The organism is Cupriavidus sp. 86D6, from assembly GCF_057815095.1.
In genome coordinates, this window is sequence record NZ_JBYPSB010000001.1 from 339,281 (window position 1) to 354,912 (window position 15,632).

Consider the following 15,632-nt stretch of genomic DNA (forward strand, 5'->3'; position numbering starts at 1 on the left):
AGGGTTTTAGCGGTTCAAACTGCGACATGGCAGCAAGCAGAGCCGCTGGCCCTCTCCCGCAACCGGGAGAGCGGAGAGAACCCATGGCCAAACAAAAAGCCGCTGGCCAAATGGCACAGCGGCTTTTTTGCCACGAAGACTTACGCGAAACTTACAGCGCCTTGCGTGCGGCGGCGATGGCGGCGCGGACCTGGTCCGGCGCGGTGCCGCCAATATGGTTGCGCGATGCGACCGAGCCTTCGAGCGTCAGCACGGCATGCACGTCGTCGCCGATCAGCGAAGCCTTGTCGCCCAGGCCGGACACCTGGCGCAGTTCCTCGACCGTCAGGTCGGCCAGGTCGCAGCGGCGGTCGTCGCAGGCGCGCACGGCGTGGGCCACGGCCTCGTGGGCGTCGCGGAACGGCAGGCCCCGCTTGACCAGGTAGTCGGCCAGGTCGGTGGCGGTGGCGTAGCCCTGCAGCGCGGCGGCGCGCATGTTGTCGGGCTTGACGCTGATGCCCGGCACCATGTCGGCGAAGATGCGCAGCGTGTCCACCACGGTGTCCACCGTGTCGAACAGCGGTTCCTTGTCTTCCTGGTTGTCCTTGTTGTACGCCAGCGGCTGGCCCTTCATCAGCACCAGCAGGCCGTTCAGGTGGCCGTAGACGCGCCCGGTCTTGCCGCGCGCCAGCTCGGGCACGTCGGGGTTCTTCTTCTGCGGCATGATCGAGCTGCCCGTGCAGAAGCGGTCGGCGATGTCGATGAAACCGACGCGCGGGCTCATCCAGATCACCAGTTCCTCGCTGAAACGCGAGATATGGGTCATCACCAGCGACGCGGCGGCCAGGAATTCGATGGCGAAATCACGATCCGAGACGGCGTCCAGCGAATTGCGGCACACGCCGTCGAAGCCCAGCTGCTGGGCCACGAATTCGCGGTCGATCGGGTAGCTCGTGCCGGCCAGCGCGGCGGCGCCCAGCGGCAGGCGGTTGACCCGGCGGCGGCAGTCGGCCATGCGCTCGGCGTCGCGCGTGAACATTTCCACGTAGGCCATCAGGTGGTGGCCAAACGTCACCGGCTGCGCCACCTGCAGGTGAGTGAAGCCGGGCAGGATGGTGTCGGCATTCTTTTCGGCCAGGTCCAGCAGCGCACCGCGCAGGTCGCCCAGCAGGCCGATGATGTTGTCGATCTCGCTGCGCAGCCACAGGCGGATATCGGTGGCCACCTGGTCGTTGCGCGAACGGCCCGTGTGCAGGCGCTTGCCGGCATCGCCGACCAGCGCGGTCAGGCGCGCTTCGATATTGAGGTGGACGTCTTCCAGGTCGAGCTTCCACTCGAACGCACCGGATTCGATCTCGCCGCGGATCTGCGCCATGCCGCGCTCGATCTCGGCGCGGTCGGCGTCGGCGATGATGCCCTGCCTTGCCAGCATGGCCGCATGTGCCAGCGAGCCCTGGATATCGAACAGCGCCAGGCGCTTGTCGAAGAAGACCGACGCGGTGTAACGCTTCACCAGGTCGGACATCGGTTCGGAGAAGCGGGCGGACCAGGCTTCGCCTTTCTTGGCAAGTTGGGAGGTCATGTCAGGGGCAGGGCGGAAAATCGGAAACGGCGATTATATCGCTAGCGAAGGGGGGTTTTTGCTCCCCTCTCCCGCTGCGCGGGAGAGGGGCTGGGGGAGAGGCAGCCCGCTCAGGATGCGAGGATGGCAATTTGAACCGCCGCGCCCTCTCCCCCGACCTCTCTCCCGTGAGCGGGAGAGGGGAGAAAACCGGCGGCTACGGCACTTATCAGCGACGATTCAACCACTATTGCGCAAGCCGGCCGCCACGCCGTTGATCGTCAAGTGGATCCCGCGCCGCACGCGCACGTCGTCGGCATCCTTGCCGGCCCGGTAACGCTTGAGCAGTTCCACCTGCAGGTGGTTCAGCGGGTCCAGGTAGGCAAAGCGGTTCTTGATCGACCGGGCCAGCAGCGGATTCTCGGCCAGGCGCTCCGCGCGGCCCGTGATCAGCGACAGCATGTCGCAGGTCAGGTGCCACTCGGCGCTGATGCGCGAGAACACGGTCTTGCGCAGCGCCGGGTCGTCGCACAGCGCCGCATAGCGTGAGGCCACGGCCAGGTCGGTCTTGGCCAGCACCATGTCCATGTTCGACAGCAGCGTGCGGAAGAACGGCCAGGTCTTGACCATGCGCTTGAGCGTGGCCACGCAGGCCTTGCGCGATTTTTCGTCCGGCGCGGCGTCCAGCATCGCCTTGACCGCGCTGCCAAAGCCATACCAGCCCGGCAGCAGCAGTCGGCACTGGCCCCACGAGAAGCCCCATGGAATGGCCCGCAGATCCTCGATCCTGCGGTGCTTCTTGTCCATCAGCTTGCGCGAGGCCGGCCGCGAACCCAGGTTCAGGTCGGCGATTTCGGTGATCGGCGTGGTGGCGAAGAAGTAGTCCTTGAAGCCCGGGGTCTCGTAGACCAGGTGCCGGTACGCGCGGAATGCGTGGTCCGACAACTGCTGCATGATGCCCTCGAACGTGGCCAACCCGGCCGGTGCGTTCTGGGTGGGCAGCAGCGACGCCTCCAGCGTGGCCGCGATCACCGTTTCCAGGTTGCGCCGGCCGATTTCCGGATTGGCGAACTTGCTATTGATGATTTCGCCCTGCTCGGTCAGGCGGATCTGGCCGTTCACCGTGCCCGGCGGCTGCGACAGGATGGCCTCGTAGGTGGGGCCGCCGCCCCGGCCCACGGTGCCGCCGCGGCCGTGGAACAGGCGCAGCGTCACGCGGCGCTCTTCGAACAGCTTCACCAGCGCCAGTTCGGCCTTGTACAGCTCCCAGTTCGACGTCAGGAAGCCGCCGTCCTTGTTCGAGTCCGAATAGCCAAGCATCACTTCCTGCTCGACGCCATGGTGCCGGATCACCGAATCGAAGCCCGGCAGGTCCAGCAGAGACTGCATGATGCCGGCCGCGTTGCGCAAATCCTCGATGGTTTCGAACAGCGGAATGACCATCAACTCCATGCGGGCCGGATCGGTCTTGCTGCCCAGCGTGCCGCGCAGCATGCCGGTTTCCTTCTGCAGCAGCATGACTTCCACCAGATCGGACAGGGTCTCGGTGTGCGAAATGATGTAGTTGCGGGCCACGCGGTTGCCGTACCGGGCGCGCAGGTCGCGCGCCATGGCGAAAATGGCCAGCTCCTTGCGGGTCTGCTCGGAATAGTCGTGCCAGGGCAGCATCAGCAGGCGGGGCTGGCGCAGTTCGGCCAGCAGCAGTTCCTGCTTGCGCTCCTCGGTCAGCCCCGCGTAGTTGGCCTCGATGCCGGCGGCCTTGAACAGCTCGGCCACCACGGCCTCGTGCACGTCGGACACCTGGCGCATGTCCACCGAGGCCAGGTGGAAGCCGAAAATGGCGATGGCGCGCGCCAGCGCGTCGATGCGGCCCCGGGCCAGCGCCTGGCCGTGGTGCTGGCGCAGCGAATCGAGCACGATCTGGATGTCGGCCGCAAAGGCCTCGGCATTTTCGTACGGCGCCACGTCGGCCACCGGGTGGCGCTGGGCCACATGGCCGGTCAGGCGTTCCGTCGTGGCGGCCAGGCGGGCGTAGATGCCGATCAGCGCACGGCGGTAGGGCTCGTCGGCACGGTGCTCGGAATGATCGGGCGAAGCCTCGGCCAGCGCCAGCAGTTCAGGGCTGGCGTCGACCATCAGCGTCGACAGCGGCAACTCGGCGCCCAGCGCGTGCACTTCGTCCAGATACCACAGCATGATCAGCGTGGACTGCTGCTGCGCGGCGTGCTCCAGCGTTTCGGCCGTCACGTTCGGATTGCCGTCGCGGTCGCCGCCGATCCACGAGCCCATCTGCAGGAACGGCGCCAGCGGCGCGGGGGCGGCGCCGGCCTTGCCGCGGCGCGGAAAGACCTCGGCGATGTCCTCTTCCATTTCGGCCATCAGGCGCGGAATGCCCTGCAGGAACGTGGTGCGGTAATAGGAGAGGGCGTTTTCGATCTCGTCCACCACCATCAGCCGCGTGTTGCGCAGCATGCGGGTCTGCCACAGCGTGGTGACGCGGGCGCGCAGCTGCGCCGTGTTGTGGTCGCGTTCGCGCGCCGTCATCGGCAGGTCGCGCTCGGCCAGCAGGCGGGCGATCTCGCGCTCGGCATCCAGGATCGACTTGCGCTGCACCTCGGTCGGGTGCGCCGTCAGCACGGGCATGATCAGCGCGCCGTCCAGGAAGTCGCGCACCTGCTTGCCGGTAACGCCGGCGGCGTCGATGGCCTGCAGCGCACGGGCCAGGCTGCCCGGCTGCGGCGGCGACCCGGCCAGCGCATGCACGCGGCGGCGGCGGTTGTGGTGCTGGTCCTCGGCGATATTGGCCAGGTGCGAGAAATAGCTGAAGGCGCGCACCACGGAATTGGTCTGGTCGCGCGACAGCCGTTTCAGCAGCCGGTCCAGCTCGGCGCCGGCCGCGCGGTCGTTCTCGCGGCGGAAGCGCACGGCGGTCTGGCGGATGGTCTCGACCAGGTCGAAGGCGGCATCGCCTTCCTGCTCGCGCACGCATTCACCGAGCAGGCGGCCCAGGAAGCGGATGTCCTCGCGCAGGGGCAGGTCCTTGTCGGCGGTGCGGCGGGTCGGGGCGACGGTGTTGCCTTCGGGCGTGACCACGGACAGGGTTGGCTTGCCCGATACCCTGGCATTGCGGCTGGGGGACTTCCTGGGGGTGCCTTTCGCGTCATGCTGGCCTGAGGCTGGCGTAACTGACTTGCGGCCGGTGGAACGGGTACGGCCGGTGGGGCGCGCAGCAGGCTGCGTCATTGACTTATCTCCTCGTCTCACTGCATGGCTTATATGTATCGAACCCCATACACGTGGCGGGGGATTCGACCGGCATCAATCGTGTGCCGGATAGTCACTTCTGGTCTGGCAAACTGGCGGTTTTGCGAGGGGGTGCGTGCTAACATGCGCGCATGCAAGCACCCGCCCAACCGTCGTCTTCGTCCGCTGCAGCGTCACGCAGCATGCCACACAAGCTCGTCATCGCGTCGCGCGAAAGCCGGCTGGCGATGTGGCAGGCTGAACATGTGCGTGCTGCGTTGCAACAATACTATCCCCAGTGCGATGTGTCCATTCTCGGCATGACGACAAGGGGTGATCAAATTCTCGACAAGACCTTGTCCAAGGTAGGCGGCAAGGGCCTGTTCGTGAAGGAGCTTGAAGTGGCCATGGCCGAGGGTCGCGCAGACCTGGCCGTGCATTCGCTCAAGGATGTGCCGATGGAGCTGCCCGAAGGGTTTGCGCTGACGGCCGTCATGGAACGCGAAGACCCGCGCGACGCACTGGTCTCCGCCCAATTCGCCTCGCTCGACGACATGCCGGCGGGCACTGTGGTGGGCACGTCGAGCCTGCGCCGCGAAGCCGCGCTGCGCAGCCGCTACCCGCATCTGGTCATCAAGCCGCTGCGCGGCAATCTGGACACGCGTCTGGGCAAGCTCGACCGTGGCGAATATGGCGCGATCATCCTGGCCGCAGCCGGCCTGAAGCGCCTGGGCCTGGGCGACCGCATCCGCGCGCTGATCGAGCCGGACAGCTCGCTGCCGGCCGCAGGGCAGGGCGCGCTGGGGATCGAGATCCGCTCGGACCGCCCCGAACTGGCCCAATGGCTGGCGCCGCTCAATCACGTGCCGACGCTGCTCGCGGTGTCGGCCGAGCGTGCCGTATCGCGCCGCCTGGGCGGGTCGTGCCAGGTACCGCTGGCCGCCCACGCGCGCTGGCACGGCGCCACGCTGCAGCTCGACGCCTTTGTCGCGCTGCCCGACGGCACCCGCAACGTGCGCGCCCATGCCACGGCGCCTGTGGATTCGGTGCAGACCGCCGAGCAACTGGGCGCCGCCGTGGCGGGCGATCTGCTGGGCCAGGGCGCCGACGCCGTACTGGCTGCACTGTCGACCGCCGGACCGGCCTGAGGAACGCCCGATGCCTCGCCCGACCGTCGTAGTCACGCGACCCGCCGGGCAGTCCCGGCAACTGACCGAGGCCCTGCATGCCGCAGGTCTCGATGTGCTCGGATTCCCGCTGCTGGCCATCGGCCCGGCCGCCGACGACACCCCGCTGCGCACCGCGCTGGCGGGCCTGGCCGACTATGCGCTGGTGGTCTTCGTCAGCCCCAACGCGGTGTCGTTCGCGCTGGATGCGCTGGCACAGGTGCAGAACACCGCAGGCCCGGCGCAATGGCCATCGAACGTCCCCGTGGCCGTGGTCGGCCCGTCCAGTGTGGCGGCGCTGGCCGAGCGCGGCATCGCCGCGCCGACCCATCGCGTGATTGCCCCGGCTGGCGCGCAGGGCGAGGCCGATGCCGCCGACGCGCCCCGTTTCGATTCCGAAGCCCTCTGGACCGAACTCGACACCACGCCGGGCGCGTTCGCGGGCCGCAGCGTGCTGATCATCCGCGGCAACGGCGGCCGCGACTGGCTGGGCGACCGCCTGCGGGAAGCCGGCGCTACCGTGGATGCCGTGGAAGCCTACAGCCGCACGCTGCCCGAGCCGACCGGCATGCAGTGGCAGGCCGTACGCGACAGCCTCAAGCCCGACGCGCCGCCGTACGCCTGGCTGCTGACCAGTTCCGAAGCCGTCCGCAACCTCGACGCGCTGGCGCGCCTGCACCTGTCGCCGCAGCAACACGAACGCCTGAAGCAGGTGCAGTGCATTGCGCCGCATGCGAGAATTGCGGCGCAGGCCCAGGCGCTGGGTTTTTCGCACGTGATGCCCGCCGCGCCCGGCGATGCCGGCCTGCTGGCCGCATGTACGCAGTGGGGCAATGCCCACGCCGGCCCGGCGGCGCCCGAACCAATGGTGCCGGCGCCCGTCCCGGTGGTGCCGCCGGTGCCAGTCGCACCGGCGCCCGCGCCCGCACCGGCAGCCACAGAATCAACAGGGTCCGCAGGGCCCACGACAACGAAGGTCGAACGCGTGACGCCAGAGACTACGTCCCCCTCGTCTAGCCAGGCCGCACCATCCGGTGGTGGCACGTCTTTTACTGCGCATGCGCCCGCGGGGCACGCCGGTGCCCGCCGCGGCATGGCGGCCTGGTGGGTGGTCGCCGTCGTCCTGGTACTGGCCATCGCCGGCGGCTTCTTCTGGCTGCAGATGCGCGTGGAACACCTGACCCAGGAGCTCGCGCGGCGCCAGCAGAGCAACGATGCGCTGGTGCAGGAAACGCGCGTGCTGTCGAAGAATGCCCAGGACACGGTCAAGGAGTTGCAGGCCAAGGTCGGCGCGCTCGACGGCCAGGTGGTGGAAGCCCGCGACAAGCAGGCTGCGCTGGAACAGGTCTACCAGGACCTGATGCGCAACCGCGATGACTGGGAAATCGCCGAAATCCAGCAACTGCTGACCAATGCCGGCCAGCAGCTCCAGCTGACGGGCAACATCCAGGTGGCACTGTCGGCGCTGCAGAGCGCGGACGCGCGCCTGGCACGCGCCGACAAGCCGCAGTACAACCAGCTGCGCCGCGCCATCGCCCGCGATATCGCCCGCATGAAGGCCGTGCCCGATACCGACCTGACCGGCGCGGCCATCAAGCTGGACGAATCGATCAACCAGATCGACGCACTGCCGCTGCTGTCCGGCGAACGCATGCTCGACCGCGTGCCGGGTGAGACCGACAAGCCGGCCAAGGCCGATGCCAAGGGCGCCGCTTCGGCCCCTGCCGCCACGGGCAATTTCCTGACCCGCACGTGGGATTACGTGCTGTCCGAACTGGGCCAGGTGATCCGCGTGCGCAAGGTGGACGACACCAACGCGCTGCTGCTGTCCGGCGACCAGGGCTGGTTCCTGCGCGAGAACGTGAAGCTGCGGCTGCTCAACGCGCGGCTGGCGCTGCTGTCGCGCAACGAGCCGGTCTTCCGCAATGACCTGGCCGCCGCGCAAGCCATGATCGGCCGCTATTTCGATACCCGCTCGCGCCGCGTGCAGGGCGTGCTGACGCTGCTCAAGCAGTCGCAGGCCAGCGCGGTGAGCGTGTCGCTGCCGACCATGGCCGAAAGCCTTGGCGCGCTGCGCGCCCTGAAGAAGGAGTAGCCGCATGCGACTGCTTTTCTGGGTGGCCGTCCTGTTTGGCGGCGCAGTGGGGCTGGCGTTGTTCACGCAGTTCAACCACAGCAACGTGGTGCTGTTCTATCCGCCGTACCGCGTCGAGATGTCGCTGAACCTGACGCTGGCACTGCTGCTGCTGGTGTTCTTCGTGGTCTGGACCGTCATGTCCACCATGCGGCATCTGTCTGAGATGCCCCGCCGGGCGGCCGCGTACCGTGAGCGAAGCCGCATGAGCAAGGCCCAGGCCGCACTGCGCGAATCGATCGAAAACCTGTTCGCCGGCCGCTTTGCCCGTGCCGAGCGCGCGGCGAAGGAAGCCCAGTCGTGGCCCGAGCAGGCGCAGACGGCCGCGCTGGTGGGCGCGCGGGCCGCGCACCGGATGCAGGAGTCGGAACGCCGCGACGCCTGGATGTCGCAGGTGACCGATCCGGAACGCGAGCAGGCCCGTCTGGTGTCGATGGCCGAACTGCTGGTCGATGCTCGCGACCCCGAGGGGGCGCTGGAAACCATCGCCCTGCTGCAGGAAAAAGGCGGACGCCAGATCCACGTGCAACGGATCGCGCTTCGTGCGCACCAGCACCTGAAGAACTGGACCGAGGTGCTGCGCTTGGCCCGATCGCTGGAAAAGCGCAATGCGCTGCACCCGGTGCTGGCGCTGCGGCTCAAGCAGATGGCCGTGGAAGCCATGCTTGAGGAGCGTCGCCATGACGCGGAGTCGCTCTACCACTTCTGGCGCTCGCTGTCGCCCGACGAGCGGCACGCGGTACGCATCGCCGAACAGGCCGCGCGCTATTTTTCGGCGCTGAACCGCCAGAACGAGGCACGCCGGATCGTCGAGGAAGCCCTCAAGGTCAACTGGGATAGCCGGCTGGTGCAGCGATACGCCGATTGCGCCGAGCCGGGCAAGGCGCTGCCGCAGATCCAGCAGGCCGAAAAGTGGCTGGTCGACCACCCGAACGATGCCGACCTGTACTACACGCTGGGCGTGCTGTGCCTGGGCGAGCAACTGTGGGGCAAGGCGCAGTCGAGCTTCGAACGCGCCCTGCGCTACGCCGACCGCGACGCACAGCGCCGCATCTGCGTGCGCGCCCACCTGGCCCTGGCCCGCCTGTTCGAGGAAACCGACCGCCCCGAGGATGCGCAGAAGCATTATCGGGAAAGTGCCATGCTGGCGGCCTGATTGTTTCAGCGTCATTCGGGCGAGGTGCAATGCCCCGCCCGGCGGGCTCAATCCGCTGATTTCGCCTTCGATCCCTTCACCGCCCCATACCGCTCCAACGCCTCCATCCGTGCAACGCCATGTTGCACGATGGGGCGCGGGTAGTTTTCACCCAGCCGGACTCCCGCCGCAGCCAACACATCGTCCGGCGCCGTCCATGGGGCGTGGATGTATTTGTCCGGCAGGTTTTCCAGCACCGGCAGGTATTTGCGGATAAAGCGGCCCTGCGGGTCGAATTTCTCCGATTGGGTGACCGGGTTGAAGATGCGGAAGTAGGGCTGCGCGTCGCAGCCGGTCGAGGCGGCCCACTGCCAGCCGCCGTTGTTCGCCGAGAAATCGAAATCGTTGAGCTGATCGGCGAAGTATTGCTCGCCACGGCGCCAGTCCACGCCCAGGTCCTTGACCAGGAAGCTGGCCGTGACCATGCGCAGCCGGTTATGCATGTAGCCGCTCTGGCGGATCTGCAGCATGGCGGCGTCCACCAGCGGGTAGCCCGTCTGGGCCTGGCACCACGCCTCGAAATACTCGTTCCCGGTATGAAGGTCGACCCAGCGGATCGCATCGTATTCCGGGTGGTATGACTTGCCCTCGGCCAGGCGCGGATGGTGGTGCAGGATCATGAAATAGAAATCCCGCCAGATCAGTTCGGACAGCCAGATGGCGGCCCCGGCAGCGGCAGTGCCGCCCTGCTGCACGGTGTCGTGGGCGGCACGCGCCAGCGCGCGGATCGAAATCGTGCCAAAACGCAGATGCACCGACAGGTAGCTCGGGCCGCGCAGCGCCGGGAAGTCGCGGCGCTGGCCGTAATCGCCCATGCGGGTTTGGAATTCGCGGAATAGCGCCTGGGCGCCATCCATGCCCGTAGGCATCGCAATTTCCTTGAGATTGGTCGGCGCAAAGCCCAGCGACTCAAGCGTGGGCGGCGCCTTCCGGTGCGCGGCTGGCACCGGGGCCAGCGCCTTGCGATATGTGTCGACCGGATAGGGACGCAGGTCGAACGGGCGCAGCGCCTTCAGCCACGCGTTCTTGTACGGCGTGAACACGCTGAAGGGCTGGTTCTGGCCGGTCAGGATCTCGCTCGCCTCGAAGATCACCTGGTCCTTGAAGGTGAGTAACTCGCGTCCGTCCGCCGCCAACGCCTGGCGCACGGCGGCGTCTCGGTCTTTGGCGACGGGCTCGTAGTCGTGGTTCGCGAACACCGCCTCGGCGTCGAGTTCGGCAGCCAGCCGGGGGATGGCCGTGCGCGCCGAATCGTCGAGCACGATCAGGCCGCCGCCGGCATCGGTCAGCGCCTGCCGCAGCGGGTCCAGCGATTTCAGGATGAATTCGATGCGCCGGTCGGCCTTGAGCCCGCGTTCGCGCAGCGGATCGAGGATTTCGCGGTCGAACACGAACACGCACCATACCTGTTGGCAGTGCTTGAGGGCATAATGCAGCGCCGCGTGGTCGTTCATGCGCAGGTCGCGCCGGAACCAGACCAGGCCGTGCGCGAATTGCCGGTCAATCCGGTAAGGCAGACGTTCGCCCGGTGCGGGCGCAGGGGAAGGTGATCTCGACATCGCCGTAACCTAACATAGCCTCCAGATACTTCCCTACCGTTTACAAGCCGTTTCCAGATCACTCATGGCCATGACACTCGACCGCATCCTGCAATCCCAAGGCTTCGGCACCCGCCGCTATTGTGGCGACCTGGTGGAGGCCGGGCTGGTGGAGGTCAACGGCGAACTCTGCGAGTACCCGGGTGCACGCTTCGAGGTAGACGGCCTGCGCCTGACCGTCGACGGCGAGGAATGGCTGGCCTGCACCAAGGCCTATCTGATGCTGAACAAGCCGGCCGGCTACGAATGCTCGCAGCGGCCGCGCCATCATCCCAGCGTCTACAACCTGCTGCCCGTGCCGCTGCGCCAGCGCGAGGTGCAGGCGGTGGGGCGGCTCGACCACGACACCACGGGCCTGCTGCTGCTGACCGACGACGGCCAGTTCATCCACGCCCAGACGTCGCCGAAGAAGCAGGTGCCCAAGGTGTATGAGGTGACCACGTTCGATCCGGTAACGCCCGAGCAGGTGGAAGCCCTGCGCGCCGGCGTGCAGCTGGACGACGAACCGGCCCCGATTGCGGCGCATGCCTGCGAGGCCACCGGCGAACGCAGCCTGCGGCTGTCGCTGCTGCAGGGCAAGTATCACCAGGTCAAGCGGATGGTGGCGGCCACTGGCAACCATGTGACGGCCCTGCATCGCAGCGCGATTGGCGGCCTGCGGCTGGACCCGGCGCTGGCGCTGGGCGAATGGCGCTGGCTGACGCCCGAAGACATGGTGGCGCTGAAGTCAGCCGGGGACTGAGCCCCGCCCGGCGCGCGCCGTAAAGTGCGCTTGCGGGCAGAAGTTTTCCGCAGCAGCCGGGGTGCGATTTGGTAGAATGCAAGCCATGGCGACGCCCGAAGCTTCCATCAATCTCACCAATCAGTTCCTGATTGCCATGCCCGGCATGGCCGATCCGACGTTTTCGGGTTCCGTTGTCTACCTTTGCGAGCATAACGAGCGTGGCGCGCTTGGCCTGGTGATCAACCGGCCGATCGACATCGACATGGCCACGCTGTTCGACAAGATCGATCTCAAGCTCGAAATCCAGCCTGTTGCCCACCAGCCGGTCTACTTCGGCGGCCCGGTGCAGACCGAGCGCGGCTTTGTGCTGCATGACCCGGTCGGCATCTATGTGTCGTCGCTGGCGGTGCCCGGCGGGCTGGAAATGACCACATCCAAGGACGTGCTCGAAGCCGTGGCCAACGGCAGCGGCCCGCACCGGTTCCTGCTGACGCTCGGTTACGCGGGCTGGGGCGCCGGACAGCTCGAGGAAGAACTGAGCCGCAACGGCTGGCTGACCGTCCAGGCCGATCCCGAAATCATTTTCAGCGTGCCACCCGAAGAACGTTTCGCGGCGGCCGTGCGCCTGCTTGGCATCGACGTGACGATGCTGTCGGGCGAGGCCGGGCATGCCTGAGCAGGCGGGGCGCGAGACGCCCCGCGACGGCACGGTGCTCGCCTTCGACTATGGCGAGAAAAAAATCGGCGTGGCGCTCGGGAATTTCATCACCCGGCAAGCCCGCGCGCTCACCATCCTCCCGAATGTGACGGTCGAGGCCCGCTTCGACGCGGTTGGCGCGCTGATCCAGGAATGGTCGCCGGTGCGGCTCGTGGTCGGCATGCCGGTCAACCCTGACGCCGGCCCCGATGACGCGGAACAGGTGTCGATGCGGCTTGCGCGCCGCTTTGGCAACCAGTTGAACGGGCGGTTCAACCTGCCCGTGGACTGGGTGGACGAACGCTATTCGTCGCGCGCTGCCTCGATGGCCGGGGCAAAGCGCGGGGCGCTCGACGCCGAGGCCGCCCGGATCATCCTGCAACAGTATTTCGACGAAATCCCGCTATGACTCAGACCTCTACCCCCGACGCCGAGGCGCTATATCACGCGCTGCGCGACCAGGCCCAGGCCCTGATGCCGTCCAGTGACCGGGCGCGCTGGTCCGTGGCGGGCATCCATTCCGGCGGCGCCTGGATTGCCGAGCGGCTGGCGGCGGACCTGAAGCTGGGCGAGCACGGTGTGATCAACGTGGCCTTCCACCGCGACGACTATGCCAAGAAGGGGCTGCACAGCCAGGCCCAGCCGACCACGCTGCCATTTGCCGTGGAAGACCGCAATGTCCTGCTGATCGACGATGTGCTGGCCACCGGCCGTACGATCCGCGCCGCTGTCAACGAACTGTTCGACTATGGCCGGCCTGCGCGCGTGGCGCTGGCCGTGCTGGCGGACCGTGGCGGCCGCGAGCTGCCGTTCGCCGCCGACTATGCCGCGGCCACCGTCGAGCTGCCCCAGGACAAGACGCTGGTGCTGTCGCGCCAGGGCGAAGGCGCGGCGACGCGCTTTGCCTTCGCCACCGAAGCGCGTACCTGAGTGTCAACCCGAGACGCCATCAGAGCGTCAAGCACCGAAGCCGTATCCAGACCGAACCCGCCAGACCGAATCCGCGCCCGACCCACCTGCCCATGACCAAGATGTTCCGCAACCCGCAGCTCACCCGGAACGGCGAGCTCAAGCACCTGTTGTCGATCGAGGGGCTGTCGCGTGACATGATCACGCACATCCTCGACACCGCCAGCCAGTTCGTTTCGCTGTCCGACTCCGACCGCGACGTGAAGAAGGTGCCGCTGCTGCGCGGCAAGAGCGTGTTCAACCTGTTCTTCGAGAACTCCACGCGTACGCGCACCACGTTCGAGATTGCCGCCAAGCGCCTGTCGGCGGACGTGCTGAACCTCAATATCAATGCGTCGTCGACCAGCAAGGGCGAGTCGCTGCTGGACACCATCAACAACCTGTCGGCGATGTCGGCCGACATGTTCGTGGTGCGCCATGCCAGTTCGGGTGCGCCGTACCTGATCGCCGAACACGTGGCGCCCCATGTGCACGTGATCAACGCCGGCGACGGCCGCCATGCGCACCCCACGCAGGGCCTGCTGGACATGTACACGATCCGGCATTTCAAGAAAGACTTCACGAACCTGACGGTAGCCATCGTCGGCGACATCCTGCATTCACGCGTGGCCCGTTCCGACATCCACGCGCTGACCACGCTGGGCGTGCCGGAAGTGCGCGCCATCGGCCCGCGCACGCTGCTGCCGTCCGGGCTGGAGCAGATGGGCGTGCGCGTCTTCCACAATATGGAAGAAGGCCTGAAGGGTGTGGATGTGGTGATCATGCTGCGCCTGCAGAACGAGCGGATGAGCGGTGCGCTGCTGCCGTCCGCGCAGGAATACTTCAAGGCCTACGGCCTGACGCCGGAGCGCCTGGCGCTGGCCAGGCCCGATGCCATCGTCATGCACCCGGGCCCGATGAACCGCGGCGTGGAGATCGACTCCGCCGTGGCCGATGGCCCGCAGTCGGTCATCCTGAACCAGGTGACTTTCGGCATCGCGGTCCGCATGGCAGTCATGGGCATCGTAGCCGGCAACAACGATTGAGCAGCACCTTGGATATAACGAACCGCACATCGCAAGAAGACATGAAGATCCGCATCCAGGGTGGCCGCCTGATCGATCCGGCCGCGAACGTCGACGCCGAACAGGACCTGTATATCGCCGCCGGCAAGATCGTCGGCGTGGGCCAGGCGCCTGCCGATTTCAACGCCAACAAGACCATCGACGCCAGGGGCCTGATTGTTTGCCCAGGCCTGGTGGACCTGTCCGCGCGCCTGCGCGAGCCGGGCTACGAATACAAGGCCACGCTGGAATCCGAGGTGGCCGCAGCCACGGCCGGCGGCGTGACGAGCTTGGTCTGCCCGCCCGACACCGACCCCGTGCTCGACGAACCGGGCCTGGTGGAGATGCTCAAGTTCCGTGCGCGCCGGCTGAACCAGACGCACGTCTATCCGCTGGGCGCGCTGACGGTGGGCCTGAAAGGCCAGGCGCTGACCGAGATGGGCCAGCTGACAGAGGCCGGCTGCGTCGGCTTCAGCCAGGCCGAGATGCCGATCGAGGACACCAAGGTCCTGCAGCGCGCGATGCAATACGCGCAGACGTTCGGCTTCACGCTGTGGCTGCGCCCCGAGGACCCGTTCCTGGGCGGCGGCGTGGCGGCCAGTGGCGCCGTGGCGTCGCGGCTGGGCCTGTCCGGCGTATCGGTGATCGCCGAAACGGTGCGGCTGCATACGATCTTCGAACTGATGCGCGCCACGGGCGCGCGCGTTCACCTGTGCCGCCTGTCTTCGGCGGCCGGGCTGGAACTGGTGCGCCAGGCTCGCAAGGAAGGCCTGGCCGTCACCTGCGACGTGAACATCCACCATGTGTCGCTGACCGACATGGACATCGGCTTCTTCAATAGCCAGATGCGCTTCACGCCGCCGCTGCGCAGCGGGCGCGACCGCGACGCCATCGTGGCGGCGCTGGCCGACGGCACCATCGATGCGTTGTGTTCGGACCACACTCCGGTGGACGACGACGAGAAGCTTCTGCCGTTCGCCGAAGCCACGCCCGGCGCCACTGGCCTGGAACTGCTGCTGCCGCTGACGCTGCGCTGGGCCGCCGAGCACAACGTGCCGCTGGTCAAGGCGCTGGCCCGCATCACCAGCGAACCGGCCCGCGTGATCGGCCTGCATGCCGGATCGCTGACCGCCGGCAATGCCGCCGACATCTGCGTGTTCGATCCGAAGCAGATGTGGAAAGTGGAGCGTTCCGCACTTAAAAGCCAGGGCAAGAATTCGCCGTGGCTCGGCTACGAGATGGAAGGGCGCGTGCGCATGACCCTGGTCGACGGCCAGGTCGTGTACGAGCAGCGTTGACCGGCGGCTTGCCGATCGCTCGAAA

Annotated in this window: 12 protein-coding genes; 9 read left to right on the forward strand and 3 right to left on the reverse strand. The window is 67.3% G+C overall.

The window, feature by feature from the left end:
• Nucleotides 1–151: 151 nt before the first annotated feature.
• A complete protein-coding gene (gene argH / locus AC3G88_RS01555) occupies nucleotides 152–1,561 on the reverse strand; it encodes an argininosuccinate lyase (protein WP_488893040.1) in 1,410 nt (469 codons plus the stop codon).
• Nucleotides 1,562–1,780: 219 nt separating this feature from the next.
• Nucleotides 1,781–4,783, reverse strand: a complete 3,003-nt coding sequence (gene ppc / locus AC3G88_RS01560) for a phosphoenolpyruvate carboxylase (protein WP_488893041.1) — start codon at nucleotides 4,781–4,783, stop codon at nucleotides 1,781–1,783.
• 152 nt (nucleotides 4,784–4,935) lie between these two features.
• On the opposite strand from ppc, the gene hemC reads away from it, so the two are divergent.
• The 3 genes from hemC to AC3G88_RS01575 are packed head-to-tail and all read left to right on the forward strand — an operon-like array spanning nucleotide 4,936 to nucleotide 9,239.
• Nucleotides 4,936–5,931 carry a hydroxymethylbilane synthase gene (hemC, locus tag AC3G88_RS01565; protein ID WP_153950264.1) on the forward strand — a complete coding sequence of 332 codons (996 nt, stop codon included), beginning with the start codon at nucleotides 4,936–4,938 and terminating at the stop codon, nucleotides 5,929–5,931.
• Nucleotides 5,932–5,941: 10 nt separating this feature from the next.
• Nucleotides 5,942–8,044, forward strand: coding sequence for a fused uroporphyrinogen-III synthase HemD/membrane protein HemX (gene hemDX, locus AC3G88_RS01570; protein WP_488893042.1), 2,103 nt, complete (start codon nucleotides 5,942–5,944; stop codon nucleotides 8,042–8,044).
• 4 nt (nucleotides 8,045–8,048) lie between these two features.
• Nucleotides 8,049–9,239 carry a heme biosynthesis protein HemY gene (locus AC3G88_RS01575; protein ID WP_488893043.1) on the forward strand — a complete coding sequence of 397 codons (1,191 nt, stop codon included), beginning with the start codon at nucleotides 8,049–8,051 and terminating at the stop codon, nucleotides 9,237–9,239.
• A 47-nt stretch (nucleotides 9,240–9,286) separates the two neighbouring features.
• Here the strand turns inward: AC3G88_RS01575 and AC3G88_RS01580 are convergent, their stop codons facing one another.
• Complete coding sequence (locus AC3G88_RS01580; protein WP_488893044.1) at nucleotides 9,287–10,837, reverse strand: cryptochrome/photolyase family protein; 1,551 nt, start codon at nucleotides 10,835–10,837, stop codon at nucleotides 9,287–9,289.
• A gap of 70 nt (nucleotides 10,838–10,907) precedes the next feature.
• Here AC3G88_RS01580 and AC3G88_RS01585 point away from each other — a divergent pair, with 70 nt between their 5' ends.
• From AC3G88_RS01585 to AC3G88_RS01610, 6 genes are all read left to right on the forward strand, one after another.
• Entirely contained in the window at nucleotides 10,908–11,618 is a 711-nt protein-coding gene (locus AC3G88_RS01585; RefSeq protein ID WP_488893150.1) for a pseudouridine synthase, read from the forward strand.
• A gap of 85 nt (nucleotides 11,619–11,703) precedes the next feature.
• Nucleotides 11,704–12,276, forward strand: a complete 573-nt coding sequence (locus tag AC3G88_RS01590) for a YqgE/AlgH family protein (protein WP_092601787.1) — start codon at nucleotides 11,704–11,706, stop codon at nucleotides 12,274–12,276.
• Nucleotides 12,269–12,706 (forward strand): Holliday junction resolvase RuvX, encoded by a 438-nt coding sequence (gene ruvX / locus AC3G88_RS01595; protein WP_488893045.1) that lies wholly within the window; start codon nucleotides 12,269–12,271, stop codon nucleotides 12,704–12,706. The genes AC3G88_RS01590 and ruvX overlap by 8 nt, the downstream gene beginning before the upstream one ends.
• Nucleotides 12,703–13,227: a bifunctional pyr operon transcriptional regulator/uracil phosphoribosyltransferase PyrR gene (pyrR, locus tag AC3G88_RS01600; RefSeq protein WP_153950255.1), complete on the forward strand. Its 525-nt coding sequence runs from the start codon at nucleotides 12,703–12,705 to the stop codon at nucleotides 13,225–13,227. The genes ruvX and pyrR overlap by 4 nt, the downstream gene beginning before the upstream one ends.
• Before the next feature lie 92 nt (nucleotides 13,228–13,319).
• Nucleotides 13,320–14,291, forward strand: coding sequence for an aspartate carbamoyltransferase catalytic subunit (locus AC3G88_RS01605; protein ID WP_400394681.1), 972 nt, complete (start codon nucleotides 13,320–13,322; stop codon nucleotides 14,289–14,291).
• Nucleotides 14,292–14,332: 41 nt separating this feature from the next.
• A complete protein-coding gene (locus AC3G88_RS01610; protein WP_488893046.1) occupies nucleotides 14,333–15,607 on the forward strand; it encodes a dihydroorotase in 1,275 nt (424 codons plus the stop codon).
• Nucleotides 15,608–15,632: the final 25 nt, after the last annotated feature.